The organism is Paraburkholderia sp. J10-1, assembly GCF_905220165.1.
In the GTDB taxonomy this organism is placed as follows: domain Bacteria; phylum Pseudomonadota; class Gammaproteobacteria; order Burkholderiales; family Burkholderiaceae; genus Paraburkholderia.
Genome location: NZ_CAJMYW010000009.1, coordinates 299,967 through 325,349 on the forward strand (window position 1 = coordinate 299,967; position 25,383 = coordinate 325,349).

Annotated in this window: 24 protein-coding genes and 3 pseudogenes; 11 read left to right on the forward strand and 16 right to left on the reverse strand. The window is 61.1% G+C overall.

Features of this window, described 5'->3' with window-relative positions:
- Positions 1 to 218 precede the first annotated feature (218 nt).
- Positions 219 to 1,172: an agmatinase gene (gene speB / locus U5A65_RS26780; RefSeq protein ID WP_321948393.1), complete on the forward strand. Its 954-nt coding sequence runs from the start codon at positions 219 to 221 to the stop codon at positions 1,170 to 1,172.
- A gap of 35 nt (positions 1,173 to 1,207) precedes the next feature.
- Here speB and U5A65_RS26785 read toward each other — a convergent pair whose 3' ends face one another.
- Positions 1,208 to 1,429, reverse strand: a complete 222-nt coding sequence (locus U5A65_RS26785) for a hypothetical protein (protein ID WP_321948394.1) — start codon at positions 1,427 to 1,429, stop codon at positions 1,208 to 1,210.
- Positions 1,430 to 1,826: 397 nt separating this feature from the next.
- On the opposite strand from U5A65_RS26785, the pseudogene U5A65_RS26790 reads away from it, so the two are divergent.
- Positions 1,827 to 2,063 (forward strand): annotated as a pseudogene (locus U5A65_RS26790) (transposase); the annotation flags it as partial.
- A gap of 471 nt (positions 2,064 to 2,534) precedes the next feature.
- The gene (locus U5A65_RS26795; RefSeq protein WP_321948395.1) at positions 2,535 to 2,981 is read left to right on the forward strand and encodes an SET domain-containing protein; all 447 of its coding nucleotides are present in this window, start codon (positions 2,535 to 2,537) and stop codon (positions 2,979 to 2,981) included.
- 278 nt (positions 2,982 to 3,259) lie between these two features.
- Here U5A65_RS26795 and U5A65_RS26800 read toward each other — a convergent pair whose 3' ends face one another.
- The 3 genes from U5A65_RS26800 to U5A65_RS26810 form a co-directional block, all read right to left on the reverse strand.
- Positions 3,260 to 3,664 (reverse strand): nuclear transport factor 2 family protein, encoded by a 405-nt coding sequence (locus U5A65_RS26800; RefSeq protein ID WP_321948396.1) that lies wholly within the window; start codon positions 3,662 to 3,664, stop codon positions 3,260 to 3,262.
- 35 nt (positions 3,665 to 3,699) lie between these two features.
- Positions 3,700 to 4,665: an alpha/beta hydrolase gene (locus tag U5A65_RS26805; protein WP_321948397.1), complete on the reverse strand. Its 966-nt coding sequence runs from the start codon at positions 4,663 to 4,665 to the stop codon at positions 3,700 to 3,702.
- 144 nt (positions 4,666 to 4,809) lie between these two features.
- On the reverse strand, positions 4,810 to 5,730 hold the full coding sequence (locus tag U5A65_RS26810) for a LysR family transcriptional regulator (RefSeq protein ID WP_321948398.1): 921 nt from the start codon (positions 5,728 to 5,730) through the stop codon (positions 4,810 to 4,812).
- A gap of 149 nt (positions 5,731 to 5,879) precedes the next feature.
- On the opposite strand from U5A65_RS26810, the gene U5A65_RS26815 reads away from it, so the two are divergent.
- The 6 genes and pseudogenes from U5A65_RS26815 (at position 5,880) to U5A65_RS26840 (ending at position 12,618) form a co-directional block, all read left to right on the forward strand.
- Positions 5,880 to 6,644 carry an SDR family NAD(P)-dependent oxidoreductase gene (locus tag U5A65_RS26815; protein WP_321948399.1) on the forward strand — a complete coding sequence of 255 codons (765 nt, stop codon included), beginning with the start codon at positions 5,880 to 5,882 and terminating at the stop codon, positions 6,642 to 6,644.
- A gap of 60 nt (positions 6,645 to 6,704) precedes the next feature.
- The gene (locus tag U5A65_RS26820; protein ID WP_321948400.1) at positions 6,705 to 7,412 is read left to right on the forward strand and encodes a pirin family protein; all 708 of its coding nucleotides are present in this window, start codon (positions 6,705 to 6,707) and stop codon (positions 7,410 to 7,412) included.
- A 174-nt stretch (positions 7,413 to 7,586) separates the two neighbouring features.
- Positions 7,587 to 8,999: pseudogene (locus U5A65_RS26825) on the forward strand (IS1182 family transposase).
- Between the two features lie 467 nt (positions 9,000 to 9,466).
- Positions 9,467 to 10,093 (forward strand): DUF47 domain-containing protein, encoded by a 627-nt coding sequence (locus U5A65_RS26830; RefSeq protein ID WP_321948401.1) that lies wholly within the window; start codon positions 9,467 to 9,469, stop codon positions 10,091 to 10,093.
- Positions 10,094 to 10,105: 12 nt separating this feature from the next.
- Positions 10,106 to 10,825: an inorganic phosphate transporter gene (locus U5A65_RS26835; protein ID WP_321948402.1), complete on the forward strand. Its 720-nt coding sequence runs from the start codon at positions 10,106 to 10,108 to the stop codon at positions 10,823 to 10,825.
- A 125-nt stretch (positions 10,826 to 10,950) separates the two neighbouring features.
- Positions 10,951 to 12,618: a Na/Pi cotransporter family protein gene (locus tag U5A65_RS26840; protein WP_321948403.1), complete on the forward strand. Its 1,668-nt coding sequence runs from the start codon at positions 10,951 to 10,953 to the stop codon at positions 12,616 to 12,618.
- A gap of 170 nt (positions 12,619 to 12,788) precedes the next feature.
- Here the strand turns inward: U5A65_RS26840 and U5A65_RS26845 are convergent, their stop codons facing one another.
- From U5A65_RS26845 to phoU, 4 genes are all read right to left on the reverse strand, one after another.
- A complete protein-coding gene (locus tag U5A65_RS26845) occupies positions 12,789 to 13,181 on the reverse strand; it encodes an NUDIX hydrolase (RefSeq protein ID WP_321948404.1) in 393 nt (130 codons plus the stop codon).
- 265 nt (positions 13,182 to 13,446) lie between these two features.
- On the reverse strand, positions 13,447 to 13,680 hold the full coding sequence (locus tag U5A65_RS26850; RefSeq protein ID WP_321948405.1) for a hypothetical protein: 234 nt from the start codon (positions 13,678 to 13,680) through the stop codon (positions 13,447 to 13,449).
- A gap of 179 nt (positions 13,681 to 13,859) precedes the next feature.
- Positions 13,860 to 15,959 carry a Na/Pi symporter gene (locus U5A65_RS26855; RefSeq protein WP_321948406.1) on the reverse strand — a complete coding sequence of 700 codons (2,100 nt, stop codon included), beginning with the start codon at positions 15,957 to 15,959 and terminating at the stop codon, positions 13,860 to 13,862.
- A 278-nt stretch (positions 15,960 to 16,237) separates the two neighbouring features.
- Positions 16,238 to 16,945 (reverse strand): phosphate signaling complex protein PhoU, encoded by a 708-nt coding sequence (gene phoU, locus U5A65_RS26860; protein WP_321948407.1) that lies wholly within the window; start codon positions 16,943 to 16,945, stop codon positions 16,238 to 16,240.
- 218 nt (positions 16,946 to 17,163) lie between these two features.
- On the opposite strand from phoU, the gene U5A65_RS26865 reads away from it, so the two are divergent.
- A complete protein-coding gene (locus U5A65_RS26865; protein WP_321948408.1) occupies positions 17,164 to 17,436 on the forward strand; it encodes a hypothetical protein in 273 nt (90 codons plus the stop codon).
- A 216-nt stretch (positions 17,437 to 17,652) separates the two neighbouring features.
- Here the strand turns inward: U5A65_RS26865 and U5A65_RS26870 are convergent, their stop codons facing one another.
- Positions 17,653 to 18,315 carry a response regulator gene (locus tag U5A65_RS26870; protein ID WP_321948409.1) on the reverse strand — a complete coding sequence of 221 codons (663 nt, stop codon included), beginning with the start codon at positions 18,313 to 18,315 and terminating at the stop codon, positions 17,653 to 17,655.
- 196 nt (positions 18,316 to 18,511) lie between these two features.
- On the opposite strand from U5A65_RS26870, the gene U5A65_RS26875 reads away from it, so the two are divergent.
- Positions 18,512 to 18,997: a hypothetical protein gene (locus U5A65_RS26875; RefSeq protein ID WP_321948410.1), complete on the forward strand. Its 486-nt coding sequence runs from the start codon at positions 18,512 to 18,514 to the stop codon at positions 18,995 to 18,997.
- A gap of 678 nt (positions 18,998 to 19,675) precedes the next feature.
- On the opposite strand, the gene U5A65_RS26880 is transcribed toward U5A65_RS26875, so the two are convergent.
- The 7 genes and pseudogenes from U5A65_RS26880 to U5A65_RS26910 form a co-directional block, all read right to left on the reverse strand.
- The gene (locus U5A65_RS26880) at positions 19,676 to 20,128 is read right to left on the reverse strand and encodes a hypothetical protein (RefSeq protein WP_321948411.1); all 453 of its coding nucleotides are present in this window, start codon (positions 20,126 to 20,128) and stop codon (positions 19,676 to 19,678) included.
- Positions 20,129 to 20,322: 194 nt separating this feature from the next.
- Positions 20,323 to 20,493: a hypothetical protein gene (locus tag U5A65_RS26885; protein ID WP_415765665.1), complete on the reverse strand. Its 171-nt coding sequence runs from the start codon at positions 20,491 to 20,493 to the stop codon at positions 20,323 to 20,325.
- A 126-nt stretch (positions 20,494 to 20,619) separates the two neighbouring features.
- The gene (locus U5A65_RS26890; RefSeq protein ID WP_321948412.1) at positions 20,620 to 21,177 is read right to left on the reverse strand and encodes a phasin family protein; all 558 of its coding nucleotides are present in this window, start codon (positions 21,175 to 21,177) and stop codon (positions 20,620 to 20,622) included.
- Positions 21,178 to 21,522: 345 nt separating this feature from the next.
- Positions 21,523 to 21,795, reverse strand: coding sequence for a hypothetical protein (locus U5A65_RS26895; RefSeq protein ID WP_321948413.1), 273 nt, complete (start codon positions 21,793 to 21,795; stop codon positions 21,523 to 21,525).
- Between the two features lie 15 nt (positions 21,796 to 21,810).
- Positions 21,811 to 22,485, reverse strand: a pseudogene (locus U5A65_RS26900) (MgtC/SapB family protein).
- Between the two features lie 366 nt (positions 22,486 to 22,851).
- Complete coding sequence (locus U5A65_RS26905; protein ID WP_321948414.1) at positions 22,852 to 24,264, reverse strand: ATP-binding protein; 1,413 nt, start codon at positions 24,262 to 24,264, stop codon at positions 22,852 to 22,854.
- Positions 24,265 to 24,634: 370 nt separating this feature from the next.
- Positions 24,635 to 24,976, reverse strand: coding sequence for a hypothetical protein (locus U5A65_RS26910; protein ID WP_321948415.1), 342 nt, complete (start codon positions 24,974 to 24,976; stop codon positions 24,635 to 24,637).
- Positions 24,977 to 25,383 lie beyond the last annotated feature (407 nt).

Consider the following 25,383-nt stretch of genomic DNA (forward strand, 5'->3'; position numbering starts at 1 on the left):
CGTCGTTGTCCAAACAATTCTCGGAGGTGCCATGTGAATCGGACAATCGATAAGTTTTCATGAGGTGCATGAGCTTCTTGCATAACCATCGCGATGGCAGAGCGCAAGGGTTTACGCGAGTTCATGACTGGCGGACATGGACGGCATGAAAATTTATCGATTGTTCGGCTCTCGCCATCGCGCAGAACATTCCTTCACCGAATGCGACAGGAGAAATGATGGCTACCGAGTTTTTCCAACCCCTGAGCGGCAACGCGATGCCTCGCTGCGGTGGGATCACCACGATGATGCGACTGCCCAACGTGCCCAACGCCGAAGGGCTCGACGCGTGCTTCGTCGGCGTGCCGTTCGATCTGGGCACGTCGAACCGCACCGGCGCGCGCTTCGGGCCGCGCCAGATTCGCGCCGAATCTGTCCTGCTGCGGCCGTACAACATGGCGACACGCGCCGCGCCATTCGACTCGCTGCGTGTTGCGGATATCGGCGATATCGCGATCAATCCGTACAACCTGCCCGATTCGATCACCCGCATCGAAACGGCCTACGACACGATCCTTCGGCACGGCGCGAAGCCGGTGACGCTAGGCGGAGACCATACGATCACGCTACCGATCCTGCGTGCCATTCATCGCAAGCATGGCAAGGTCGGCCTGATTCACGTCGACGCGCACGCGGACGTCAACGACACGATGATGGGCGAGAAGATTGCGCACGGCACACCGTTTCGCCGCGCGGTCGAAGAAGGGCTGCTTGACTGCCAGCGTGTGGTGCAGATCGGTCTGCGAGGCACGGGCTACGCTGCGGAAGACTTCGACTGGTGTCGCGAGCAGGGTTTTCGCGTGGTACAGGCCGAGGAGTGCTGGAACCGCTCGCTCGAACCGCTGATGGCAGAGGTGCGCGAGCGCGTGGGAGGCGGACCCGTGTATCTGAGTTTCGATATTGACGGAATCGACCCGGCTTACGCGCCCGGTACCGGTACGCCGGAGATCGCGGGATTGACGGTTCCGCAGGCGCTTGAAATCGTTCGCGGCGCATGGGGGCTCGATCTGGTGGGCGCTGATGTGGTGGAAGTCGCGCCGCCATACGATCCGTTCGGCACCACCGCGCTGCTTGGCGCCAATATCGCGTACGAAATGCTGTGCGTATTCCCAGGCGTAATACGCCGCAACTGATCCCGGGTGCGAGGTGTCCTGTCCCTTCAGACGCGTCAACGCCCGAGGATCAGGATGATGTGCAGCGCGTCAGTGCGAAACGAAAGCACACGCTCGACCACCCTGAACCGCTCCGTGGCGTCGCCGACCTCAAGTTCGATCAGGTCGCCACCTCGCGGGAACGGATCCCCCGTCTCGTGCACTGCGAGGATGCTTGGACCGTTATAGCCAACAGCTATCTGCTCGCTGGTGAATTCGATTTCGATGATCGTTTTCATGTGCGCCTCGCCGGTGTGAGGTTAAGGAGGTTGGTGCCTTCGATTCTCGCACCGGTGGAGGTCCGTGTTTCGCAGCCTGCTCATGGCAGCCCACCTTTCGGTGATCTCAACTCGGCCGCGCCTCGCTCAGTTCGGGGAGATGCAAGACGCATTCCGTTGGCAGGCGCGTGAGTCCATGCACGTCGCCTTCATTGCGCAATCGTCGACGCGATACCTGTTCGAGAGTCGAATGGCTGCGTCCGGATTTGACACTCCCTGGCAATCTCGTTCACATCAACGCACATACCTTGCGCGTAACGTCGCAGGTGCGCGCCGGCAGCACGGATCACGCGCTCCCCTTTTTACTTCCGGAGGTCCTTCATGAGCATCTTCGGCGATATCGTCGGCAAACTATTTGGCACGGCGAAGAAGGCTGGACAGGATGCTGGATGCTATGACGGTGCGAAGGCGAACAGTTGAGCATGTGCTTGGGACGTTCAAACACTCGATGGGCTACACGCACTTCCTGACTCGCCGGTTTGCCAACGTGAGTACCGAAATGAGCCTGCATGTGTTGGCATACAACCTCAAGCGCGTAATAGCGATACTTGGATTCCAGAAAACTATGAAGGCCATGAGGCTGGTGGGTGCGTGAAGCACCTACGGTTCCCAGTACAAGGTGGGCATGTTCCGCAACTAGGCCTCGAAATTACGCCAGCATTCCTGGCCTAGCGATGGGCCGCGACAACGCAGCATGGAGTCTGCACCCTCAGATTCCGAGTTCCGTGTTTCCACACAGCCTCGGTCGATATGACCCATTCGCTCCTTGTACGCCATGTTCCGCCAGGCTTGCACATGTTCGGAACCCCACGCCGCTCACAAGGCGTGCGCCGCGCCATCATGCGAGATCCGGATCAGGTTCGCCCTGCCACATCAACGCAGATCGTGACCATCAACCGGTCGTCCCGGATGCAGGGTTTGGGCGAAGCCTGGTGAGACGCCGGCGTTTGACTCATTTTTTGCGGACGATGCGACGGCCTGCATTGAATGCGGGCTGCTGGAGCAGTATGCTTCCAGGCGAAAGCAGCAAAAATGACCGGCATGCGATAACGAAGGAAATGGCACCATGCGACTGCGCCGCATCACAGCACGACGCTCCTCTGTCCATGGCAAAGGGCTGTTCGCGCTACAAGCCATCGCCGCGGGCGAGCGGCTTATCGAGTACAAGGGAGAGGTGACCACCTGGCGCCGTGCCGCCGCCCGTCAGCAGTCCGGGAACGGTCACACCTTTGTTTTCGGTCTCTCCGACGGTCGGGTGATAGATGGCAGCCGCGGCGGCAACAGCGCGCGCTTCCTGAACCATGCATGCACACCGAACTGCGAAGCAATCGAAGCCGGCGATCGGGTTTTTATTCATACACTCGCCGCCATCCGGGCCGGTGACGAACTCTTCATCGACTACGGTCTCGCAATCGATGGCGATGTCACAGCGGACGTCCGGAATATGTACGCATGTCACTGCGGCGGCGCCGCCTGCCGTCAATCGATGATCGGGATGACATCGACTTCGTGAACGAGCGGGTGAGCGTCTCAGGGCACCCGCGAATGTTCACCCTGCACTTTCCTCTCGGCCTGACACGCGATCAGACTGTCGACGAACGCTAGTGCCGGCGCTGAACCGGCCTTCATGCATAGCCGGAAGATGGCGCCCCCTGCGCCCCCTCTCTGGGCGGCCAGGAGGCCTTTCAATGATTTTCACAACGCGGCAGACAAGCGACCCAAGAGTCCGGCGATCGGGAATGCCAGCTCCAAGGACCGTAGCGACAAAGCTGCCTTTCATCAATGTCATCATCAGACGGCACGGGTCATCTCGAACGCGTCTGCCGCCCTTACCGTATCCAGTGCCTCCCGCAACAGCGCGATCTTGCCGTCGCGCGCCACGAACCGCCCCGCGTACATCTGCCAATAGATTTTTCCCGTCGACGGCACGGGCGCTTCAACTTCATATTCGGCGAAGACCTGCTCCGGCGCTTCGATCAGAAAACGCACGTTTTTAAATTCGAAATCGGGCACTTTCGTGAGCAGTGAAGCGATAAAACCTTCAATCGCTTCGGGGCCCTGCGCACGGCCATCGATGCCGAGCGATTTCAGATAGGGCAGTTCCAGCACGCCATCGTCGGCGAATAATGCGGCAGCCGCGCGCGGGTCGCGAGTCGATTCGAGGTAAGCGGCAAGCAGTTGTCTGGCGTTGTTCATGATCGGCTCTCGATATCAGTGTTGATGGGTGCGCGTTATTGCAGGCGCGTCTTCAATGCCGTCGCCATCTGCTGCATGGCGGCGCGCGTCGGTGCGTCGGCGGCGAGCACGTTGAGCAGGCCGAAGTCGTGAATCGTGCCTTTGTACTGGGTCGTCGTCACGTCGTTGCCCGCCTGGTCGAGCCGATGTCCGTAGGCTTCGCCTTCGTCGCGCAACACGTCGAACTGCGCCGTCTGGATCAGCGCGGGCGGCAAGCCCTTCAACTCGTCGAACGTGGCACGCAGCGGCGATGCGTAGCGCTGGTTGCGCTCACCTGCGTCGGTCGTGTACGCGTTCCAGAACCACTTCATCATGTCGCGGCTCAGGAAGTAACCGTTTTCGAAAGCGTCGTAGGAGGCGTTGTCGAATGCGTGGTCCGTCACCGGCCACATGAGCCCCTGGAAGCGGATCGCCGGGCCATTACGGTCCTTCGCCATCTGGCTGACGACCGCGGCCATGTTGCCGCCCACGCTGTTGCCCACCACCGCGAGCCGCGCGCCATCGACGCCGATTTCCTCGCCATGCGCGGCGACCCACTTCGTTGCGGCGTAGGCCTGGTTGATAGCAACCGGATAGCGCGCTTCGGGCGAAGGCGTGTATTCGACGAACACGGCCGCCGCGCCCGACTGCACCACGAGGTCACGCACGAGGCGTTCATGCGTCGGGTAGTCACCGAGAATCCAGCCGCCGCCGTGGAAGAACATGAACACGGGCAGCAAGCCACGCGCATGCTGCGGCCTGACGACGACGAGCGGCACGCTCAGACCGTCCTGCTCGATCGTGTTGCGCGTGACATCGATGCCCGAGACGTCGACCTCGACGCTGCGCTGGGCGCCTGCCAGGACTTCGCGCGCTTCGGCGGGCGTGAGCGTTTCGATGGCCGGACCGGTGCCGCTGTTGAGCGCATCGAGGAAGGCGACGGTTGCGGTATCGGGCGTGTTCGGGGTGGCTTGCGTGTTCATCGTGATTCTCCTTTCCGTGTGGTTGAGTGGCTTGCGACGCGATGTCGTGCAGCCGATCGAAAGGAGAATACGGATCGGGAGATATTTGCGAAATAGAATTGTTTAAAACCCATCATTGCATAACTGCAATGATGGGTCGCCGCTTCAGGGCTTGGGCCATCGCCACGCTGGATCGGAAAGATGCCCGGCGAAGTAATCGGACAGCGCCGCCACCTTTGCAGGCCGCGCGCGCGCCGACGGCGTGACGAAGTAAAGGCCGCCCTTCGTCAGCGCCCAGTCGGTGAGGATCGCTTCGAGCCGGCCATCGGCCAGATATTCGCCGGCGATGAATTCGGGCAGTTCGGCAATCGCCAGACCGTCCAGCAAAGTGGGCAACAGCGCATCGGAATTCGTCACGCGCAGCGGGCCGGTCGGCATCACCGGCTCCTCCTCGCCCGCGTCGTTCGTGAAACGCCAGACATCGCTACGCGCGCGATACGCGTACGAGAGACACGGCCGATCCGCCAGTTCGCGCGGATGGGCCGGCCGCCCTTCGCGCGCCAGATATTCAGGCGACGCCACCACGTATTGGGTCACCGCACATAGCCGCCGCGCCACCAGCGACGAATCGGGCAACGCAGCAATACGCAGCGCGGCGTCGAAGCCATCGGCGACCAGATCGACCGACGCATCCGACAGATGCAGGTCGATCGACACTTCCGGATAAGCGCGGAAGAACCCCGGCAGCAGCGGCGCGACCCAGCGCAGCCCGAAAGACATCGGCACGGCCAGGCGCACCAGCCCGCGCGGCTGCACCGACATTTCGCGCGCCGCGCTTTCGGCCTCTTCCGCCTGCCGGTAGATCTCGCCAGCCTTCTCGCAGATCGTGCGGCCGAACTCGGTCAGCGAGAGCTGGCGCGACGTGCGGTTGAAAAGCCGCGCGCCCAGCCGGTCCTCCAGACGGGCCACGCCGCGCGAGACCGTCGCCACCGACACGCCCATCGCGCGCGCCGCCGCCGCAAACGATCCCTCCTCGGCGACCTTCGCGAACATCGCGAGTCCTTCGAAATCAGGCAGTCTCGCCATTTCCCCTCGTCTTTTCATTTATGCAACGTTAGGTTGCAATCAATTCTATTTCGAAAAGACCGGGCCGTCGATATTCTTCACACATCGCAGCACGCAACACCGAACCAGCCAGTACCCACCTCTACGAACGAAACGAAAGGAGCACGACCATGGCACGCAAACTCGAAAACAAGATCGCACTCGTTACCGGCGCAACCAGCGGCATTGGCCTCGCCACCGCGCAGCGCTTCGCCACCGAAGGCGCGCACGTCTACCTCACGGGCCGCCGTCAGGCCGAACTCGATGCCGCCGTCAAGAGCATCCGCGAAGCGGGCGGCCAGGCGACTGGCGTGCGCGTCGATTCCACGAAGCTGAAAGAACTCGACGCGCTGTATGCGCAGATCAAGGAAGAACAGGGCCGTCTGAATGTGCTGTTCGCCAACGCAGGCGGCGGATCGATGCTGCCGTTCGGCAACATCACCGAAGAACACTTCGACGACACCTTCAACCGCAACGTGAAGGGCGTGCTGTTCACGGTGCAGAAGGCCCTGCCGCTGCTGGCCAGGGGTGCATCGGTGATTCTTACGGGTTCGACGGCGGGCAGCGCAGGCACGGCGGCGTTCAGCGTGTATTCGGCGTCGAAGGCTGCGGTGCGCTCGTTCGCACGCAACTGGATTCTCGACCTCAAGGATCGCCAGATCCGCGTGAACACGATCAGCCCGGGCGCGACCCGCACGCCCGGCCTGCTCGACCTGGCCGGCGACGACGCTGCCCAGCGCCAGGGGCTCGCCGATTACCTGGCCGCGCAAATCCCGATGGGACGTCTGGGCGAGCCCGGCGAAATCGCCAGCGCCGCACTGTTTCTCGCTTCGGACGATGCGAGCTTCGTGAACGGCATTGAACTGTTCGTCGATGGCGGCCAGCAGCAGATCTGAACGAGGCGTGGGCGCACGGATGGGGGCTTTCACGTCCGTGCGCCCGAACGGAGTTTCATCATGATCGAACATCGCCCTTTTCTTACTCTCGGCGCAATCAAGAGCGACTGGCTCGATGCGCGGCTGCATTTTCGCGTGGGCGAGACCGGACGCGCGGGACATACGCCGCTCGGCCCGCTCTACGTGTGGAACGACGATGAGTTCGCGCCGCGTTCGGGCTTCGGGCTGCATGCCCATCGCAGCGTCGAGATTGTGACGTGGGTGCGCTCGGGCGCGATCACGCACGAAGACGATGCGGGCAATCGCGCCCGGCTCGTCGCCGATTCCGTGCAGGTGATGAGTGCGGGCGCAACGATTCATCACGCCGAGCGTAACGAGGAAGATGTCGCCGCGCGCGTGTTTCAGATCTGGCTGCGTCCGCGCACGCCGGGCGGTACGCCACGCTGGTCAACGCGCGTTTGTTCGCGCGAATGTCGCGAAGGCCGTTTCGTGACGCTGGCGAGCGGCGATCCTCGAGATGTGCGCGAAGGCGCGCTGCCCATCAATGCCGACGCACGCGTGCGTGTCGCCACCCTGCGCGAAGGCGCGACAATAAGCCACGTGTTACCGAAGCCGGGCTCAGCCTATCTGGTCGCAGATCACGGGCAGCTCGACGCGGGGCCTATCCGGCTCGCACCGCGAGACGGTGTAGCCATCCGGGAAGAGGCGCAGATGGATTTGATCGCGCGTGGCGATACGGATGTTGTGATCGTTGAACTTTGGAGCTAAGGCAAATGAGCCTTCTCGATGTATGCGACTGTCGTCGGCCATGAAGAGACCCTCGTCCGATACGCCGTCGAGACACTCACATGGCGGCATTACTCCGATTCTGTTGAAAAACTCAGCAATTTGTACGGTTGGCGCCTATCCTGGGATGTAAGCGATCGACGGGAGGTGCCAGCCATGATGGGTCTACGAGGTGGTCCGCAGGAGCGACTCTTCTACTCGTTCAACCTCGAAGATCACGTGCCGTCGAATCATCTGCTACGAGCGATCGACCGGGTTTTTGATCTCAGTGACTTGCGCGACCACCTCGCCCCGTATTACAGCAACACGGGTCGTCCGTCGATAGATCCCGAGTTGATAGTTCGAATGCTCATCGTCGGTTACTGCTTTGGCATCCGCTCCGAGCGTCGTCTATGCGAAGAGATTCACCTGAATCTGGCCTATCGCTGGTTCTGCCGCCTTGGTCTCGAAGATACGATTCCGGATCATTCGACATTCTCCAAGAATCGGCATGGCCGCTTCCGCGACAGCGAAGTGTTGCGCCATGTATTCGAGACGGTCTTGCGTCGCTGCATGGCGGAAGGACTTGTACGAGGAGAAGGCTTTGCCATCGATGCAAGCGTCATCGAAGCGGACGCCAATCGTAGCCGTGCGGTGCCGGGGACTCAGAGCATTGACTGGAACAAGGGAGATGGCCCGAGCCGCGCCGTGCGTGAATACATCGTCGCCCTGGATAAATTCAATCGGAGTGCAGATGAAGAAACGAGTAATTCCGGCGCAACGCCCTCACCAAAGAGTGTTTCGCTGACCGATCCGGCAGCACGCTGGACCGCGGCGCCTGGCGGTCCAGCGTTCTTTGCCTATTCGACCAACTGCCTGATAGACCTGCATGCCGGGATCATTCTGGATGTCGAGGCCACACCAGCGAATCGGGCCGAGGAAGTCGGATCAACCAAGACCATGATCGAACGCGTTGAACAGCGCTTTTCCATTAAACCTCAACGTCTCGTTGGAGATACAGCTTACGGTACGGCACCAATGCTCGGTTGAATGGTTGATGAGAAGCAGATTGCGCCTCACGTTCCAGTCTGGGACAAGGTCCGACGCGATGGCACATTTGAACGGGAGGCGTTCGTGTGGGACGCGCGGAACAACGAGTATCGCTGCCCCGCCGGTCACCCGATGCGCAGTGACTGGCGGGCGTATACGAATCCGCGAACGCACATCACGAAGGCCGACACGGTCATCTATCGATCGAGCCAGCACGATTGCGGTGGATGTGCAATGAAGGAGCAGTGTTGCCCGAATATGCTGTTCCGCAATATCGCCCGCAGCATCCACGAAGATGCGCGAGAAGTGGCGCGCAGGATATCAAAAGCACCCGAGTATAGGCAGTCGCGTCGAGAGCGAAAGAAAGTAGAGATGCTATTCGCGCATCTGAAGAGAATTCTGAAACTGGATCGCTTAAGACTGAGGGGGATAAACGGAGCGCAGGACGAATTCCTGTCAGCCGCAACTGCCCAGAACTTGCGACGAATGGCAAAGCGGTTGGCACCACGCGACGTGGCGACTGAACCACAAGTGGCCTGAAGACCACTTGGGTGGTCCAGGAACCATCCCGCGACGTTTGGATGGATGGGAAAAGTCGCGTCGGCCCATCCCCAAGCCCGTCACAGGGGCGTCCGGGGCGAGTTTTTCAACAGAATCCTCCGAAAGCGGTCATTCGGGCGCCGAGAGTCCGCGTCACGCTCGATCGGCAGGGCCATGCAGCATGACCTTATCGAAACGCTTTCACCTTTTCAAATGGTCGTTCAGTTGGCATCGCAGTGAACGCGCGCCGGATGTCCTTCATGCCGTCGTTTCGGCCCACCCGCCTCCCATTGAGGATGCGTAACGCAGTCCGGGCCGTTCATGCTGATCAGATGCTCGCCGCCCCCCTGCCTTGTGGAGCGGAAGTCACCGTATTTTGGCGCAACCGGACATAACCCAAACAACGGTAATATGTGTCATTTGTGTGACGGAGCGAGCGGCGTGCCGTTAATCCCGAGGGGACCCCTATGTTCGGCCGGTTCATGCCCAGAGACGGTAATTTCTTCGAGCTCTTCAATGCTCACACCCGTTATATCGTGGATGGCAGCCAGGCTCTCGAAAAGCTGATCGAGAATCTTGAGGATGCGGAGCGTCACCGGCGCAATATAAAAGTCATCGAAAAGTCCGCCGACAAGCTCACGAGTGAGTGCAACGACCTGTTGCACAAGACATTCATCACGCCACTTGATCGCGACGAAATCCAGCAGCTTATCAACACGCTGGACGACATCATCGACGTCATTGAGGACGTCGCAAACACCATCACGCTCTACGACGTGCAGGCGCTGCCCGATGACGCGACCGAGTTTGCGCGCCTGAGCACACGAACGGCAATTCAGGTTCAGCAGGCGGTTAGCATGCTTTCTGACATGAAACAGGCGCAACAGATCCTGCGATGCTGCAAGGAGATCGACGAGCTTGAATCAGACGTTGACAGGTTGCTGCGCATCGCGATCTCGCGACTGTTCCGGGAGGAGGAGGATGTCAAGACACTGATCAAGCTGAAGAGCGTCTATGAATTGCTCGAGACAATTACCGACAAGTGTGAGGCCGCCGCCAAGATAATCCAGGGCATCGTGCTCGAAAACGCCTGATCAAGTCAGAACATGCACACGATTCAACTCGTCATCTGGACGGTGATCCTGCTCGTCGCGATAGCCCTCGTCTTCAATTTCATGAACGGGTTCCACGATGCAGCGAACTCCATCGCGACCGTGGTGTCCACCGGCGTTCTGAAGCCTCATCAGGCAGTTGCATTCGCAGCGTTGTTCAATGGGTGTTTCATGCTGTGCATCGCCTGGATATATTTCCGTGTGCCGCAAGGCAAGGTGGATCGCCGGTTCCGGAAGCTGCAGCTGCTCTCTGCAGGTCTTTACAGCCTCGGACACGGCGGTAACGATTCGCAAAAGACAATCGGCATTATCTGGATGCTATTGATTGCAACGGGATATGCCTCGCAGAGCGCCGATGCGCCACCGTTCTGGGTGGCCGCGGCATGTTACGCGTCGATGGGCCTTGGGACCCTTTTCGGCGGTTGGCGCATCGTACGGACGATGGGGCAAAAGATCACGAAGCTCAAGCCGGTCGGTGGTTTTTGTGCAGAGCTGGAAGGGGCGCTCACGTTGTTTCTCGCCTCGGGGTTCGGCATTCCAGTATCGACCACGCACACTATCACGGGGGCGATTGCAGGAGTCGGTGCAACGCGCAAGCTGTCCGCCGTCCGTTGGGGTGTTGCGTGCAATATCGTCTGGGCCTGGGTTCTCACGATCCCCGCTTCAGCCGCGCTGGCCGCAACGGGATGGTGGATAGCAACCCGGCTGCTTTAATGCGCGGCCCTGGTCCAGTCCAGTCGAATATCGTCAATCCATGTGGCACTATTGCCACATCAAGCGCTGTTATGGGGTTGTCCCCACAACAGTGCGCATTAACTATGATGTAGCCGTCGACTATCGTGTTGATCCTTCTGAATCTGCTCTCCGGTGTGTCGCTCCTGGTATGGGGTACACACATCGTACGTACCGGCATCCTGCGTGTGTTCGGCGCGGACCTTCGCGCGATACTGGGTCGTAGCACGGGTAGCCGGCTGAAGGCCTTCCTCGCCGGCGTGGGCGTCACCAGTCTCGTGCAGAGCAGTAATGCCACCGCCGTTATCATCACGTCGTTTGCTGCGCAAGGCATGGTGTCGCTGGCGAGCGGACTGACCATCATGCTGGGCGCGGATGTTGGCACCGCTCTCATGGCGCGGGTGCTGACGCTCGATCTGTCCTGGCTCTCGCCGCTGCTGATTCTCGTTGGGGTGCCTCTTTTTCTCACCCGCAAGCAGACGCGCGCAGGTCAGACGGGGCGAGCGCTTATCGGACTCGGTTTGATCCTGCTGGCCCTTCATCTGATTGTGGAAGCCGCACAACCCATGATGCAGGGCGCGGGTGTCAGGGTGATGTTCAGTGCCCTGACCGGCGACACCGTGCTCGATGCGCTGGTCGGCGCGGCCTTTGCAATGCTCTCGTATTCGAGCCTCGCCGCTGTCCTGTTGACCGCGACGCTCGCCTCTTCCGGCGTCATTTCGCTGAAGGTCGCATTGTGTCTCGTAGTCGGCGCAAATCTTGGCAGCGGACTGCTCGCGCTGATCAGTGCATGGCCTCAAAACGCAGCGGCCCGTCGCCTCTCCGCGGGAAGCTTCGCTTTCAAACTGCTCGGTGCACTGATTATCCTGCCGTTCGCATCGCTACTTGCACGCGCATTGCCGGTAATCATCGCGAATCCACGTGAAGCGGTAGTCGGCTTCCACCTCATCTACAACACCGTGCGATGCTGCGCCTGCCTCACCATGGTCGACAGGGTTGCCGCCATCAGCCGGAAGCTGTTGCCTGACCGTCCATCGACGACAGCTGAACCGCGCCCGCTGCATCTCGATCCCGCCGGGCTGGTCACGCCGGGTCTTGCCCTGGCGAACGCCTCGCGTGAGGTACTCCGGATTGGCGACATCGTCAGCGTGATGCTGGAGAACGTTTCTGAACTGCTCCGACGCAATGATCTCGCTGTCGCTCGCGAAACCATGCGAATGGACGATGACGTTGACCACCTGTACGCCGAAGTGAAAAACTACCTGACGCTGATCTCGCGTGAACAGCTCGACGAGGCCGAGAGCCGCCGCTGGACCGACATCATTTCCCTCACAATCAATCTCGAACACGCCGGCGACATCATCGAGCGCATCGTTGGCGACATCGAAGAGAAGAAGATATCCCAGCGACTCGCCTTTTCTGAGGAGGGGTTGGGGGAACTCGACGATCTGCACGCGCGACTGGTGAGCAATCTGCGGCTCGGACTGTCTGTTTTCCTCAACAACGATCTACGTTGTGCCGAGCAGCTTCTTGCCGAAAAAGAGCGTTTTCGCGATCTGGAGCGAGTGTATTCTCACAAGCATCTGGACCGGCTTGCGGGACAGGCGCTTCGCAGTGTGGAAACCAGCGCCCTGCACCTGGATCTGATCAGCAACATGAAGAGGCTGAATTCCCTCTTCTGTTCAACAGCGTATCCCGTACTTGACGCTGCGGGAGCGCTTCACGAAACCCGGCTGCGCAAACGTTCGCTGGACAGTCTGCACACGAAGGAATGACGAAGGGCGCAAAACGCGCAGATTTGCCGGCGTGACGTCAGCCGCATGGCATTTACAGCAGTTTGGGGGGCTCGTGCCACACGCATCCGGGCAGCGAGCCCTCGAACTCCAGCCAAGCTGGTATCGTTTGGCGGCGCGCTTTCCATGCCAGCGACATGCTCCCGCGAGCATCATGTCGGGGAAACGAAACCCGACGTAGTCCCTCCTGATGCGAAAAGCAACGCGACAATCGCCCGCGTTGGCACACTGGCCACGAGTGTCCCTACCTTGCGAGGACTGAACCAGCGACAGCGCACGATTTCGTTGCAGGGACGCGGTCTTGCATCATCGGGCAGAACGCATAAGAACACGTGATGGCGTTTGTTCAGGCCGCCGAACTGGAACAGGCATCCCAGCTTGTGACCTTCAAGCGTGGTTTCTTCGCTGAGCTCGCGTCGGGCAGCATCGACCGGCGACTCGTCGCGCCGGATCGTACCGCCAGGTAGCGACCACCTGGCTCGCCCCCGCTCCACGAGGAGAATTCTCTCGCGCTGCCAGCACACAACGGTTGCTCTCTCTTTCATGCTTCCAGGTTTCAGTGCACGTGCTATATTTTTTTGAGAAATCGAAACGTAGCTCAGGGAGTCGGGCCCCAGCCACAGGCTGGGGCATACCGGCAACGGTTGCGCCTGCCACACCACGACAATGTACCAGCGCTTCAGGCGTAATCTGGCGGGAAAAAAAAGAGGAAAATCCGCTCGGCGCGCGAGATCCGCGCGCTGCCCGGCATCCTTTGACAGGGCTTCTGCCGGCTTTGGTCCGGATTAGCTTCCACGGGTGCTGCCGCGGCTACCGCTTGTGGAACCATCGATGTCCGTGTCTGATCTCCCTTCCGGCATAAACAGCCAGAAAGGCGCCGACAAGCATTGCTGCCATCGCAAGCGATTCATCGAAGAAATCGCCGGGTTGCGATGACTTCACAAAGACCCAGATGCCAATCCCGATCGCCATCAGGAGCATCCCCATAATCAGCCCCCAAACTGGCCCGGCCGCATCAAACCGCAATCTGTGAGACATTTTCATTTGCGTATCCCCCGACACCGTCGCTGTTCACTGCGAGCAGTCCATGAAACTCACAACGGGTGCCCCGCTTTCAGGATGGGTGACTCCCATTCCGGCGTCAGGTCGCAATGAACTCCCGGTCATAAGCCTGATTTGAATCCGCAGCATGACCGGTAAACTGCTGCGGCAGGCACCCGCAGTCAATGCCTCGCGAATGCAAATACAGCAAGCAGCACCGCAATGAGTGCGGCAAGCCATTTCACCAGAACAACCAGACTTCCCACTTTCTCACCGAGCAGGCGAACTGCTTCGACTTCCTGAATGTTACCGCCGCCGGGTAGCGCATCATTGTCACGTGGACGTATTCCATCCGACTCGCAAAGCCTGAGCCTGGCCTGCTCGAATGCCATATGGGTGACGTATCCTGTCGCGACTTCGGGCAGACCTGTTGCGTTGACGCTGTCTGGCCTGAGAAACACGCAGGGGTCACCCTGCGTCACTGCGGCTTCCGGTGCGTTCGAATAAAGATGCCTCATGGACAGCGCGAGTTTGACGTCCGCGAGTCGTGCGGCGTCGATACTCTCGATAAGGCCCTGCATGCTGCTTGCTGGCACGTGGAACGATGCCCACCACTGGCCGGGCTCCTGTATCTCAGGATCCGCTGTGTTGTAGCCAAGTCTGGCCGTGCCGAGCGGGACATCCGAAAACGCGATGCCCAGCTCATCCTGCCATTCGCGAAGGCCCCGATGATCCCCCTCGTTGAGCTCACGAACTGCGAACGTGACGCTGACGGCGTGTTGCCTGGTCTGCGGTTCGCCGACCACACACAGATCTGCGTCGTCCAGATGCGCAGTTCCCTGTATGTATGTCGCCAGGACCGACTGCCCCTCGTCTCCCGTCGGTTCTGCCTGCCGCACGATCCGGAGGTCCTGCAGTGTCAGCCAGACCGATCGGGCGGGCTCGTAGCGCATACGCACACTGCGGCCCGTTGTACCGTCCACCGTACGGCGCCCGTTTTCAGCAAGGCCGACCCTGACGCGCGGAGTGGACGGGTCGCGTATATCGGGTCCTGCGTGGGCATTGGCCCGCCGTTCGTCCTCTGCATCGTGAATCGTGTCGCGTGACGGCGGCTTGTCCCTTGCGCCGGTGTCGCCCCGTTCCGGTACGCCCGTGCGATACGCGTCTTTTCCGGGAACGGGAACGTGATCGCGCTCTTGCAAACGCTGACTGCCTCCGACCAGTAGTTCACCGGGATCGGCACCGATGCGCCATGCCGGGCGCATTGGACGGTCATGTGCCTCCGTCGTGACCGGCATACCCGCCTGATCGCCATGAGCCGATCCTGCCGGGTCAGTGACCTTGATGAGTGCCGGCATCAGCTGGCCTAGGAGGTTGCCGTACGGGGACAGCAGTGGCAGGAACAGCACGGCCAGAACTGCATTGAACAGCGTGTGGAAGTCCGCGACCACACGTCCATTGTCGGGTTGCAGGGAGACCATGAACAGTCCGACCGGCCCGAGCGCGGCAAGCACGAGAGCGGCCCCGATCAGCAGGATGAGCAGGTTGCCCACCGGGAGCCGTCTTGATGCAGGATCGTCAGTAACCGCCGATTCGAGCACGGGCTTGATCGCAGCGCCCAGGTTCGCACCGACCACCAGTGCGAATGCGGTATCCGGCGGCACGACGTTTTTGGCGCACAGGGACGCGACCAGCAGGACCGCAGCAACGGTCGAGTCTGCAGCCCAGCTCAGGCTCGCGGCGAGCAGCACGTCCACCAGCGGAACAGTCGACGCGGCGCCCAGCAGCACGCGCAGGCTGGGCGCGTCTTCGTACTCGGTCATCAGATCGAGCAGTTCATGCGACGCAATCAGCATCAGGCCCAGTCCGATGAACGCGCGACCCAGATCGTGTGCCCGCGTGTTCGACGCCTTGCGAAACATCAGCACACCGACCAGTACCAGCGCTGGCGAGACCGCCGCCACATCGAAGGACAGCACCTGCACAATCAGCGTCGCACCGACGTTCGCCCCTAGCATGACGGCCAGCGCCGGAACAAGGCCAACGCGCCCCTGCGCAGCAAGACCGGCTGTCATCGAGCCGGTTACCGCACCGTTTTGCAATACGGCGGCGGACCCCATACCGGCAATGAACGCGTGCCCCCGGTCGTGTAGCGAGCGCGCAAGAAGCGACTGAAGCGCGACACCGAACGCCTGCTGCATGCCCGTCTGGACCATCTGCGTGCCGAGCACAAGCAGCGCGATGGAACCCGCAAGATCGATCAGCGTGAATGTCGTCGGCATGCCCGTGCTCCACTTGTACCGTCATATTGCCGGCTTTCCGCACACGCTCCGGCGTGTCACGACCCCTCCGTGTGCATCAGCGCCGCAGGCGGCACGGATGTGCACACACCATTGTTCAGAAAATTTCCGGTGACATTGGTGCGCCAGCGCACAGCCAGTCTGTCAATGCGCTCGAAGGGTTCGAGTGGCCTGTCCGGTGGCTGCCGCCTGCGCGTGACCGGGCGGTCCGCAACGTCCTGACTGAAGTGCTCCGGCACAATGGCGCGCCTGGGATCGCCTCAACGCGCCAGGGCTTCGCGCTCAAGCTGGGCGCGCGAAACGTGACGGACATCCTTGCCCTTGGCCACATAAATGACGAGCTCCGCCAGGTTCTTTGCATGGTCGCCGATGCGCTCGATCGCCGACGCAATGGATACATAGTCGAGCGCGGAAGAGATGACGCGGGGATTCTCCGCCATGTACGTCGGCAGCTTGCGCACAAACGCGCGGTACTCCTCATCGATCGCCTCATCCTCGCGCATGATCCGGGCTGCCTCAACCGTATCGAGGCGGGCGAATGCCGCGAGCGCGTCGTGGAAGATGGTTGCCGCCCTCTGACCGGATGACCGGATTTCCGCGATATTCAGATTCCGGCCCGTCGCATCATTCGCGATTTTCCTCGTCCGTTTTGCGATCTTGCGTGCTTCATCGCCTGCGCGTTCGAGATTGCTGATGCCCTTGGAGAAGGCCATCAGTCGCCGCAGATCGGATGCGATGGGCTGGCGCCGCGCGATGACGTTGCTGCACTCGGCGTCGATCTCGACTTCCATTGCGTTGAGCCGATGCTCCTCATCAATCACCTTCTCGACCAGATTCATGTCGAAGCGGCTGAGCGCCTCCATCGCATCGTTCAGCTGTGATTCAACCAGCCCCCCCATCTCGAAGAATCTCGACGACAGGTGTTCAAGTTCAGCATCGAACTGGCTGGAAATGTGCTTGTCTGGCATTGAAAATCTCCCTCTTACCAAAAAACGATAAACTGTTTATACGGTTTGTCAAACCTGAAAAAACCATGAAACAACAGGCAACCAGGAGCAGAAGCGGCAAGCGGCAGGGTACGCCCCCGGGCGAAGGGTCCGCTGAGGCAACGGCAACCGGGGAGGCCGGGCAACCAGCAAAGGCCCGGCGCGGGGGATCAAAGCCACAGGGCCAGAAGGCAGCGCCCGTGGAAGCGTCTCCCGGACGCGTTGCCGGGCACCGCAGGGAGCATGTCAAACGGGAAAAGGTTGTGCGCGACATCTTCACGATGCCCAGGGCGGACTACGAACAGCTCTCGGTGCTCAAACAGCGATGCCTCGACGCGGGTGTCGCCGTGAAAAAGAGCGAACTCGTCCGCGCAGGGCTGCTTCTGCTGGCATCCGGGCCGACGAAGCGCCTGCTTGCGGCCGTCAAGGCGGTCGAGCCGGTCAAGACCGGCAGGCCACCGAAATCGAAGTAAGCCGCGCCGAGGGCCCGGCGGCCGTACCGCAACAGGCTCACCGTCCGGAACCGGCGAGGCGACGCCGCAGCTGTGCTGTCCGGGCTGCGGGGGCAGGAACGATAGCGGGGCCGCGCTCCGGTGTGAAAGCACCGGCAAAACGCGATACGGATCGTTCAGGTGCGGCCGGTCGATATTGCGGCGCCTTCGCCTGCGCCAGTACCGGCTACAGCTGCGTCATGCGAGCTTCCGCAGGCGGTACCCAATGCCCCGCACTGTCACGATCCGCTCTGCACCGATCTTCTGCCGAAGGCGATGCACATGCACCTCGAGCGCATTGCTGTCGATTGCGTCGTCCGGGCCGTACATCTTCCCTAAAAGCTCACGATGGGTGAAGACCCGGTGCGGTTCTTCGATGAGCGCCCTGAGCAGACTGAACTCGCGCGGTACCAGGTCGAGCGCCACGCCATGGAGGCTCGCTTCATGGGAAGCCCGGTTCAGGAGAAGACCATCGTATGCACAAGCTTGCGCTGCAAGACTGGTTCGACGACGCATCAGAACACGTACACGCGCTGCGAGTTCCTCAAAGTCGAACGGCTTGATCAGGTAATCGTCCACACCGGCGTCGAGCGCGCGAATACGGCTTTGCACCGCGTCCAGCGCCGTCAGGATGATCACGGGGACGCGGCCACCGCGCGTCCGGTACTGGTTCAGCAGGTCGAGCCCTGCGTCTCCCGGCAGCCCCAGGTCCAGCACAAGCAGGTCGTACGTGTCGTCGCGAAACGACAATTCCGCCTCACATCGTTCACGCACCCAGTCAATTCCGTGGCCCGCGCACCGCATCGCCTCCACCACGGACCCGGCGAGCACCGCGTCATCTTCTACCAGCAACAGGCGCATGGCGTGACCTCTCCAGAGACGTCGTCATTCTCGACCCGCATCGCTTAACGCACACTTAAGCTTCCCTTAAGCTCCTGCTGCCGACAATCCGCCCGAATACTGAGGCCACCCGTTTATTCAGGCGGCCTTCACGCCCCCCTCGGGAAGATCATCGAGAACGTGGCGAGCTCAAACCTCTTGCGCCGGAGACCTGGACATGTCCAGCAGCAACAAGCACCGATCCCTTCGCCAGCCGTCTTCCAGGGCGCTTTCCAAAGCACTGCTCCTTCCCATGTCCCGAAGTGAAGCAACCAATCTTGCGCTGCGCACGCGGATCGCGCTCGAGCGGCTGCGCAACGGCGAGGCAGGCCGGGCACTGGTGAATCACATGTCCCAGATTGTCCTCATCACCGGCTACATCACCCGCGCCGGATTCGGCAGGCTAGATCTCCGCGACATTGACCGCGTCGGGCACAATCTCGATAAGGTGCTTGCCGGGGCAGACAGGACGGGAGACTGGAACCTCCCTGATTCGTTAATCGGTGAGCTGACGACCGTGGTGAACGAGTATGATCGCCAGCTCGCCACGACCCGCGTCGAGATCGTCGCCCGCGCGAGTGAACACCTCGAAAGGCGCTTGCTGCTCGCTGCAAGCCAGCGCCCTGCCACCGCGGACGACGTCCGCGACCGTGCGCACGCGTGACACCCTTGCGCTGATCATCCCGCAGCCACGAGTTTCAGGAGCAACGCGCTTTCCCGCACGTCCTGCGGACCGGTTGCCGCGCCGGCCGCGTCCCGTCGCGAAAAGCGGCGCGTCTGCGAGCGCGCCGTGTCCGCAGTGCCGCCGGACGCCAGTCAGCCGACTCGCGCGACCTGTCCTCTTTCGGTTCGAACTCGCGGTCTTGAACGTCAGCCACCGTATTGCGCGGCGGCGCCTCACCGCCACCCACTACGGTTGCGAAGAACTGCATCCATCTCGTACGCATTTGTCTCCCACATGCTCCATCCTTCGTGCCCGCGTCGTTGCGTCATCCATGGATGAAAAAAAAGCGTCCCGAAGCGCGCGTATGGAACCACTCCATACCTTCGCGTTTCGAGACGCCGTTGTCCCGTCTGCAACCGCTCCCCCACGAGGCGGGGACCATATCTATGGCCATCGTCGGCCAGCCAGTCCAGGAGCAAGAAATACGCCATTGCGCCAGTCCGGATGAACTCCGACGCCCCGGCGTCATCCGCAGGACCGCTCCCTTGCGAGGATGCCCCGCACGCGAGCAGATGCCTCCCGTCTGGTGCGTAGCGAGGCCACAATGCACCACGCCGCCGCACGCGCCCAAGGCCCACCACGTTGAGAAAATACCTGCAGACGAGGTGTCAACGACCCTCACCGGGCGTCATTCGTTCGCAGTCCAGACTGATCTGGCAGATGGTCCAGGCGGGAAAGCAGGTCCCTCGCCTGTCTCTCGATGTGAATGGGTAGCAGTGGCATGGCCAGGACGGCCTGTATCCTGGCCCGCCACCAGTGCAGGTCAATCGCTGCCCCGGTTTCACACGCGTGCAGGTAGCCGGCTGAGTGCTCGAGATAATTGAGCACGTTGCGGATGTGCGCCAGATCCTTTTCTACGAAATCGTAGCTCACGATGGATTCCCCGTTGTTTGTGTGTTTGTACGCCGCCGCGTTGCCCGCCCCTCCCGCGTCTGGCCTGAAATCACCGGCCTGCAGTGTCACTTCTTGAATCAAAAATGCAACGCAAAGGCATTCAGTGCCGTGAGCGGGTCCAGCGACACCACTCGTGATGATCCAGATTGCGCAGAAGGTCGGCACGACGCCGTTCACGGCGATAGTGAGCGACGACGCCGCATGATGCGATCACCAGAACGATTGCGCCGACAAGCATTGCCAGCCAGGATGGATCCACGTCAACCTCCTCAGGTTCGTCAGGGTCGCTACCCGATCGCGTGGGCGGCACGCTTAACGAATATTGGCAGATAGACCGACTGGATAATGGGCTATGTGTCCTTGAGTGTCGGTCAGCGCACCCGCGCGATCGCGCGCAGAAATGCGTCACCATGCGGTGTGACGCGAGGCACCGGAAAGCCCGGTTCTGGTGGATCGTTCGCAATCAACTGGAGCGCGCGAAGCGCGCACAGTTCGGCACGATCCGCCTCGATCCGCTCAGGCGCATCCTTGACCAGCAGCAACGTGGCCAGCTCGTGGGGGCTCAACACGGCGTTTCCCTCCCGGAGAGGACTTGATGAACGGTAGTCCGGTCTGGTGATCACCGTGTGGCGTGCGACCGGACCGGGGCAGACATTAAGGAGCGTCGGCTATCTGGACGACTGGCGTCGCCCGGGGGATCGACTTTTTCGTGTCGCTGCGGGCAATGTCTTGGAAGCACCGTCGGGATTGGCGTGTGCGATATCCCGTGAATCCGGAAGCGGCTGGCTTGCCGGGACACCATCCTTTACGACTGGGACCGGATCCAGCGCTCGCAACATCGCATCGACTCCGCGTGCGCACCTCGCCATACCATCGAGCGTGGTGTTCAGGTGGCGCACGTGCCCGTCATGGCTGTCGCCGGCACTTCGGCTGAAGTTCGCTGTCGCTTCCGACGCGATGTCCATCCAGCCACGGGTGTACCCGGCGCACTGCGTGGCAAGCCAGGGCCATGTGGCGGCCTGACGGCAGGCGAACTGCTCAGGCGTCTGTGCCCGCAGCACGTTTTCCCAATGCAGGCCGGCGCCAGACAACACCAGCCTGCATGTCTCGATGTTCAGTCGCGCCAGCGCATGGAGGCTGGCAAACAGCTGGCCGTTCAGGATGGCCAGGTTCACCGCGCTGGATTCGTGTGTCGTGGCAAACAGCATCTGCTCAGGAGTGCTCAAGGAATGTCTCTCAGGTTCTTGCGGACGAGGCCTGGCCGCTGCCACTGCGGCTGGTGACCGGCATGGACGCGCAGGACAGAGCCCCTTCGGGCGGTGTCGCGCCGATCTAGAGTCTTTATTCTAACTTTGTTAAATCGATGCCAATATTACACATGATTCAGGAATTTCCCCAATATGTGGGATCCACGAACGATGGTGGCAGGCCGCAACGCCGGGGCAACGCGCGTTCGTCGATGCGCCACTGACCGGGTCGAATCTGGTCTTGCGTGCGTTGAAGTTACGCCGTGTCCCGGACAGGGTGAGGTCCGGCGCCAAGCGGACGTCCTCCCGCCTGCCGAGCCACGCTCAATGCCGGTCCTGGCAGAACAGGTCGTCGATGATCTTGCGCGCCGCACTGTATCCGCCCATGAGTGCGTCGGCCTCCGTTGCGAAGGGACGGCCACCCGCTTCACCGAAGCGCAGGGGGGAAAACACCGCGACGGGACTGGCTGCCTGAAAGATCCTGACAACAGCGACGTACCCCGACCGGGTTGGTTCGGCCCTTGCCGGCCCGATGCGGATATCGGACTCAACGGCGATCTCGAGCGTAAAGCCCTCATAATCGTAGCTTCGCGTCATGACTGTCTCCCCGCCTTACTTCTCGCGCCGGCACTCCCGGACGCCCGACATGGCTTCGAGCCGCGCGCAGATCGTCGAAAACTCGTTTGCCGTGACCCGCGACAGTGCAATCTGCACGTCGTCGAGATCGGCGTCATCCTCCGACTGCTGGGCGATGAACTGCTTGACGCGAACGCTCCCCGTGCCAAGTGCCTGGTGAACGCTATCCTGCGAGACGCTCCCGTGCTCGGCGAGCAACTGGATGTTGCGAGCTGACGCACAGCAATAAAGCGCCGCTCCAGGGGCTTCACACCGACCAGGATGACCATGATGATGGCCGTCGCGCCAATGGCAGCCGTGTACATGCCGCCGCCGACTGCAAGTCCGATACCGGCGACCGACCAGAGACTCGCCGCCGTCGTCAGACCGCGCACCACTTCACCACGCAGAAGTATCGACCCCGCGCCAAGAAAGCCAATAGCGGAAACCACCTGGGCGGCGACCCGGGACGGATCGAGCATGACGTTCTTCGCGCACGGCACGTCGGCAAAACCGAACGCCGAGACCAGACATGAGCGCCGCGCCGACGCAAACGAGCATGTGCGCGCGCAGGCCTGCCGCCCAGTTCAGGCGCTCACGCTCAAAACCGATCACGCTGCCGAGGAGAGCTGCCATGAACAGGCACGACAGCAGGTCAAGATCGCTGATCAAGATAGACTGGCCGCGCGAGCCAGTCCTTCGTGCGACATGAACGCGACGAGCAATCGCGGTGCTGGCTACGCAGCGGTTTTGGCGATAGCCGGGTGCAAGCTTGCGGCGCCGTTCTCGCCCGTGCTGTCATTAGGTTAGCGGGGGTTGGCCGTCGCCGGGATTGAACCACGGTCAATTCCGGGTGGGCGTATATGCCCGACCCTCCGAAGATCGGCTCAGTCGCACATGATGCGACCCCGATTGACCTTAAGGCGTTCGGCTACCTAAAAGGTAGTTTTGCGTTTAGATTGGAATCGCTTGATTTTTAAGGATTTTTTCCATCAAGCCAAGTCGATATCGGTTTGCCTTTAGATGAGCCCAGGTTCCCTATGCCCAATAAGGGACATATCTAGCATAGCGCCGGGAGGTGGACTCGGAATCGTCAAGCTTGATCTTTCCGGCCTCGATCGTCTGGTTGATGATCACGGAAACGACCTCTACCTTCGATGACGGCAGCCGGAAGCGCTCACGCAAACTCTGGTTGGACATGCGTCGGTTATTGACGTATTCGAGCACGCAATGCTGGTAGCACGCCCGGACGCGATCCGCCTTGCTCATGTCTTTAAAGTCCTTGTGCGCAAACATGACCGACGTAGTTCGCACATCACCGACGCGAAAGTCTGGCGCTGGGAGTTGATACATCTCGGAAGCCGAAATCACCTTGTCGATGCCGCTTCCCTTCTCCTCGCAAATCCCCATCCTGCGCATCAGATCCGCGAGTCGCTCGTTCCGGGAACGATATTCGTCAATGAACCGCTCAAGGGGAATTGGCGGGATCCCCGGATTGGAGATTTCTACGCGATCGGCATACATCTCGATCATCACCGACATTCCCGTCAGGGAGTAATCCTGATGCACGAGCGCATTCGCGATCAGTTCCCGAAGAGCCTGCTTCGGGAACATGCGCACTTCCTCGCGCAGTGCCTGCTCGATAACGTGATTCTTCGGAGCCAGTCCATGTAGCATCGAGAGCAGTGCCTCAAAGCCCAGCGCATATCCCTTCTTGCCGACCTGGTCCAGCTTTGTTTCGATTTTGCTGGTTCCTTCATACACGACCAGACGAAACGATTTTCTTGAGACCGACAACGGAAATGCATCAAGGTGCTTCGCCAGAAGAATGGCACCAAGGTTGAAAATGACCCATGTTTCCCCCACCCGGCGGATGAGCTGCTCGCCTTCCAGACGTGCGAGAACACCACTTTGATTGGTCGGGTATGGCATTCGCATCAGATCAAAGTATGCCTGCGAATCCAGAAGCGAAATGACCTCTTCGGCGGTGCAGTCCTGCTTGGCGGGCTGGGAAAGCCAGTCTTCCTTACCCTCTGCAAAGATATCGCGCAGGCGATCCTCTGACATCGGCACCAGTTCGTGGGTCGAGCGCATCCAGTACGCTCCCTCGAGACTGTAGGCGGTCCCGTTTGGTCTACCGGGAATGTGGAAGATCAGGACTCGCCCGTCCGCATGCTCGAATGCTTCGACGTCGACGCGAAATCGCAGCGCATTGAACAGCTTTCCGGCGATGTCTGCGGTATCCTGGAAGGCTGAGGTACCAACCACACGTCGCGGTTGCTTGTCGGTAACGCCAAAAATTAGAGTCCCACCGCCTTCGTTCGCCAGTGCGACGCAGTATCGCTTCAGTTTGGTTAGATCGTACTGCTCCTTCGCCTCCTTGAACTCGAGGTGTTCCGTTTCAGCAGGCGCGGAAAGCCAGTGGTTCAATTGATCTAGCGTCGTGAGCATGTGATATCGGAGAAGAAGAGACGTTCGGTTCAACCAGCAGACCATCCGCGAAGCGGAGTATTATCGCACCCGGCGACAGCGCCGCTGATGGGTTGCCGTTGCGCCACTTGCGCCACTCCAGCCTCGCCGATCGTCCGTCATAACACGGCCGGGGCTGACGCGCCCTGCTCGCACATGCTGCTGGCAAAGTCTTGCGCTCGCGCGCACTTCGCTGAATGACCGAACCACGGCCGCCACCGGATCGCCACCGTCCCCAAGAAGTTCAGTCATGCGCTCGTTCCGCTTTTCACGCGATTCGGGCACCAAACAGTGGGCCGCAAATCCATGGTTCCCGCTACCTGCCGTCACGGTTACGACTTTGCCGACCGGGTCAAAAAAGCCCGCCCTGCCGGGCATCCCGCGCCGACGGCAGCGACACCTTCGCGCGCCGGGCGCCGCGGCGACGGGCCAGGCGCCGTACATGGGCGACGAGCTCAGCCTGCACTCCTCCGATGATGAGGACCAGTGCATACAACCGTGTGCCGTCGGGGCCCGGCTCCCGGCGCGCGCGCAGAGAGACGCGCAGTGCGAGGCGCCGCGCCCGGTCCAGCAGCTGGGCGCGGCTCATCCCTGGCCAGCAGGCGGCCACGAACGCCGCGACGGACGGCGCCAGACTTTCGGGTGCGCAGCCAGCGGGCAGCGCGAGGGCAACGAGTTCGAGGCGGTCGGCCATGCGGGGAAACGTTCTTATCTGGCTCGCGCCGGTCGGGTGCGCGGCGCCTCCATCCTGGCGGAAACCGGGCCGCGCCGCAACGCGCACGCCCGTATGTCCCGATTTTCTCCGCACCGCGGAGAGAATCCCGCAGCGGCGGCGCGCGCCCTCTCCTCTCGTCCCGCCTGACGCGCTCGACGCTCACAAAAGCAAAGTTGTGTTTACCGTGCTGCTTCGCAGCAATTCCTTGTTAGCGCCGCCGGACAAGGCCGGAGCGCCAATTCCCGTTCCAAGGAAAGTTGTGACTATCGGGGAGCAGCCCTGCAAGTAAAGTTGTATCGCGATGCGCGATACAACTAATGTCGTAACGGTCGACGTGAGGACTGTGGTTTCCGATGACACAGTGTTCGCGGCTCGATATACGCAGC

What these genes read in the sequence shown, in the direction of transcription:
- U5A65_RS26810 (WP_321948398.1), bottom strand. Translation starts at nt 5,730, where the DNA reads ATGGCGAGACTGCCTGATTTCGAAGGACTCGCGATGTTCGCGAAGGTC.
- U5A65_RS26805 (WP_321948397.1), bottom strand. Translation starts at nt 4,665, where the DNA reads ATGAACACGCAAGCCACCCCGAACACGCCCGATACCGCAACCGTCGCC.
- U5A65_RS26835 (WP_321948402.1), top strand. Translation starts at nt 10,106, where the DNA reads ATGCACACGATTCAACTCGTCATCTGGACGGTGATCCTGCTCGTCGCG.
- U5A65_RS26855 (WP_321948406.1), bottom strand. Translation starts at nt 15,959, where the DNA reads ATGCCGACGACATTCACGCTGATCGATCTTGCGGGTTCCATCGCGCTG.
- U5A65_RS26795 (WP_321948395.1), top strand. Translation starts at nt 2,535, where the DNA reads ATGCGACTGCGCCGCATCACAGCACGACGCTCCTCTGTCCATGGCAAA.
- U5A65_RS26910 (WP_321948415.1), bottom strand. Translation starts at nt 24,976, where the DNA reads ATGGCCGACCGCCTCGAACTCGTTGCCCTCGCGCTGCCCGCTGGCTGC.
- U5A65_RS26850 (WP_321948405.1), bottom strand. Translation starts at nt 13,680, where the DNA reads ATGAAAATGTCTCACAGATTGCGGTTTGATGCGGCCGGGCCAGTTTGG.
- U5A65_RS26820 (WP_321948400.1), top strand. Translation starts at nt 6,705, where the DNA reads ATGATCGAACATCGCCCTTTTCTTACTCTCGGCGCAATCAAGAGCGAC.
- U5A65_RS26895 (WP_321948413.1), bottom strand. Translation starts at nt 21,795, where the DNA reads ATGACGCGAAGCTACGATTATGAGGGCTTTACGCTCGAGATCGCCGTT.
- phoU (WP_321948407.1), bottom strand. Translation starts at nt 16,945, where the DNA reads ATGCCAGACAAGCACATTTCCAGCCAGTTCGATGCTGAACTTGAACAC.
- U5A65_RS26875 (WP_321948410.1), top strand. Translation starts at nt 18,512, where the DNA reads ATGTCCAGCAGCAACAAGCACCGATCCCTTCGCCAGCCGTCTTCCAGG.
- U5A65_RS26905 (WP_321948414.1), bottom strand. Translation starts at nt 24,264, where the DNA reads ATGCTCACGACGCTAGATCAATTGAACCACTGGCTTTCCGCGCCTGCT.
- speB (WP_321948393.1), top strand. Translation starts at nt 219, where the DNA reads ATGGCTACCGAGTTTTTCCAACCCCTGAGCGGCAACGCGATGCCTCGC.
- U5A65_RS26785 (WP_321948394.1), bottom strand. Translation starts at nt 1,429, where the DNA reads ATGAAAACGATCATCGAAATCGAATTCACCAGCGAGCAGATAGCTGTT.
- U5A65_RS26845 (WP_321948404.1), bottom strand. Translation starts at nt 13,181, where the DNA reads ATGAAAGAGAGAGCAACCGTTGTGTGCTGGCAGCGCGAGAGAATTCTC.
- U5A65_RS26870 (WP_321948409.1), bottom strand. Translation starts at nt 18,315, where the DNA reads ATGCGCCTGTTGCTGGTAGAAGATGACGCGGTGCTCGCCGGGTCCGTG.
- U5A65_RS26800 (WP_321948396.1), bottom strand. Translation starts at nt 3,664, where the DNA reads ATGAACAACGCCAGACAACTGCTTGCCGCTTACCTCGAATCGACTCGC.
- U5A65_RS26815 (WP_321948399.1), top strand. Translation starts at nt 5,880, where the DNA reads ATGGCACGCAAACTCGAAAACAAGATCGCACTCGTTACCGGCGCAACC.
- U5A65_RS26830 (WP_321948401.1), top strand. Translation starts at nt 9,467, where the DNA reads ATGTTCGGCCGGTTCATGCCCAGAGACGGTAATTTCTTCGAGCTCTTC.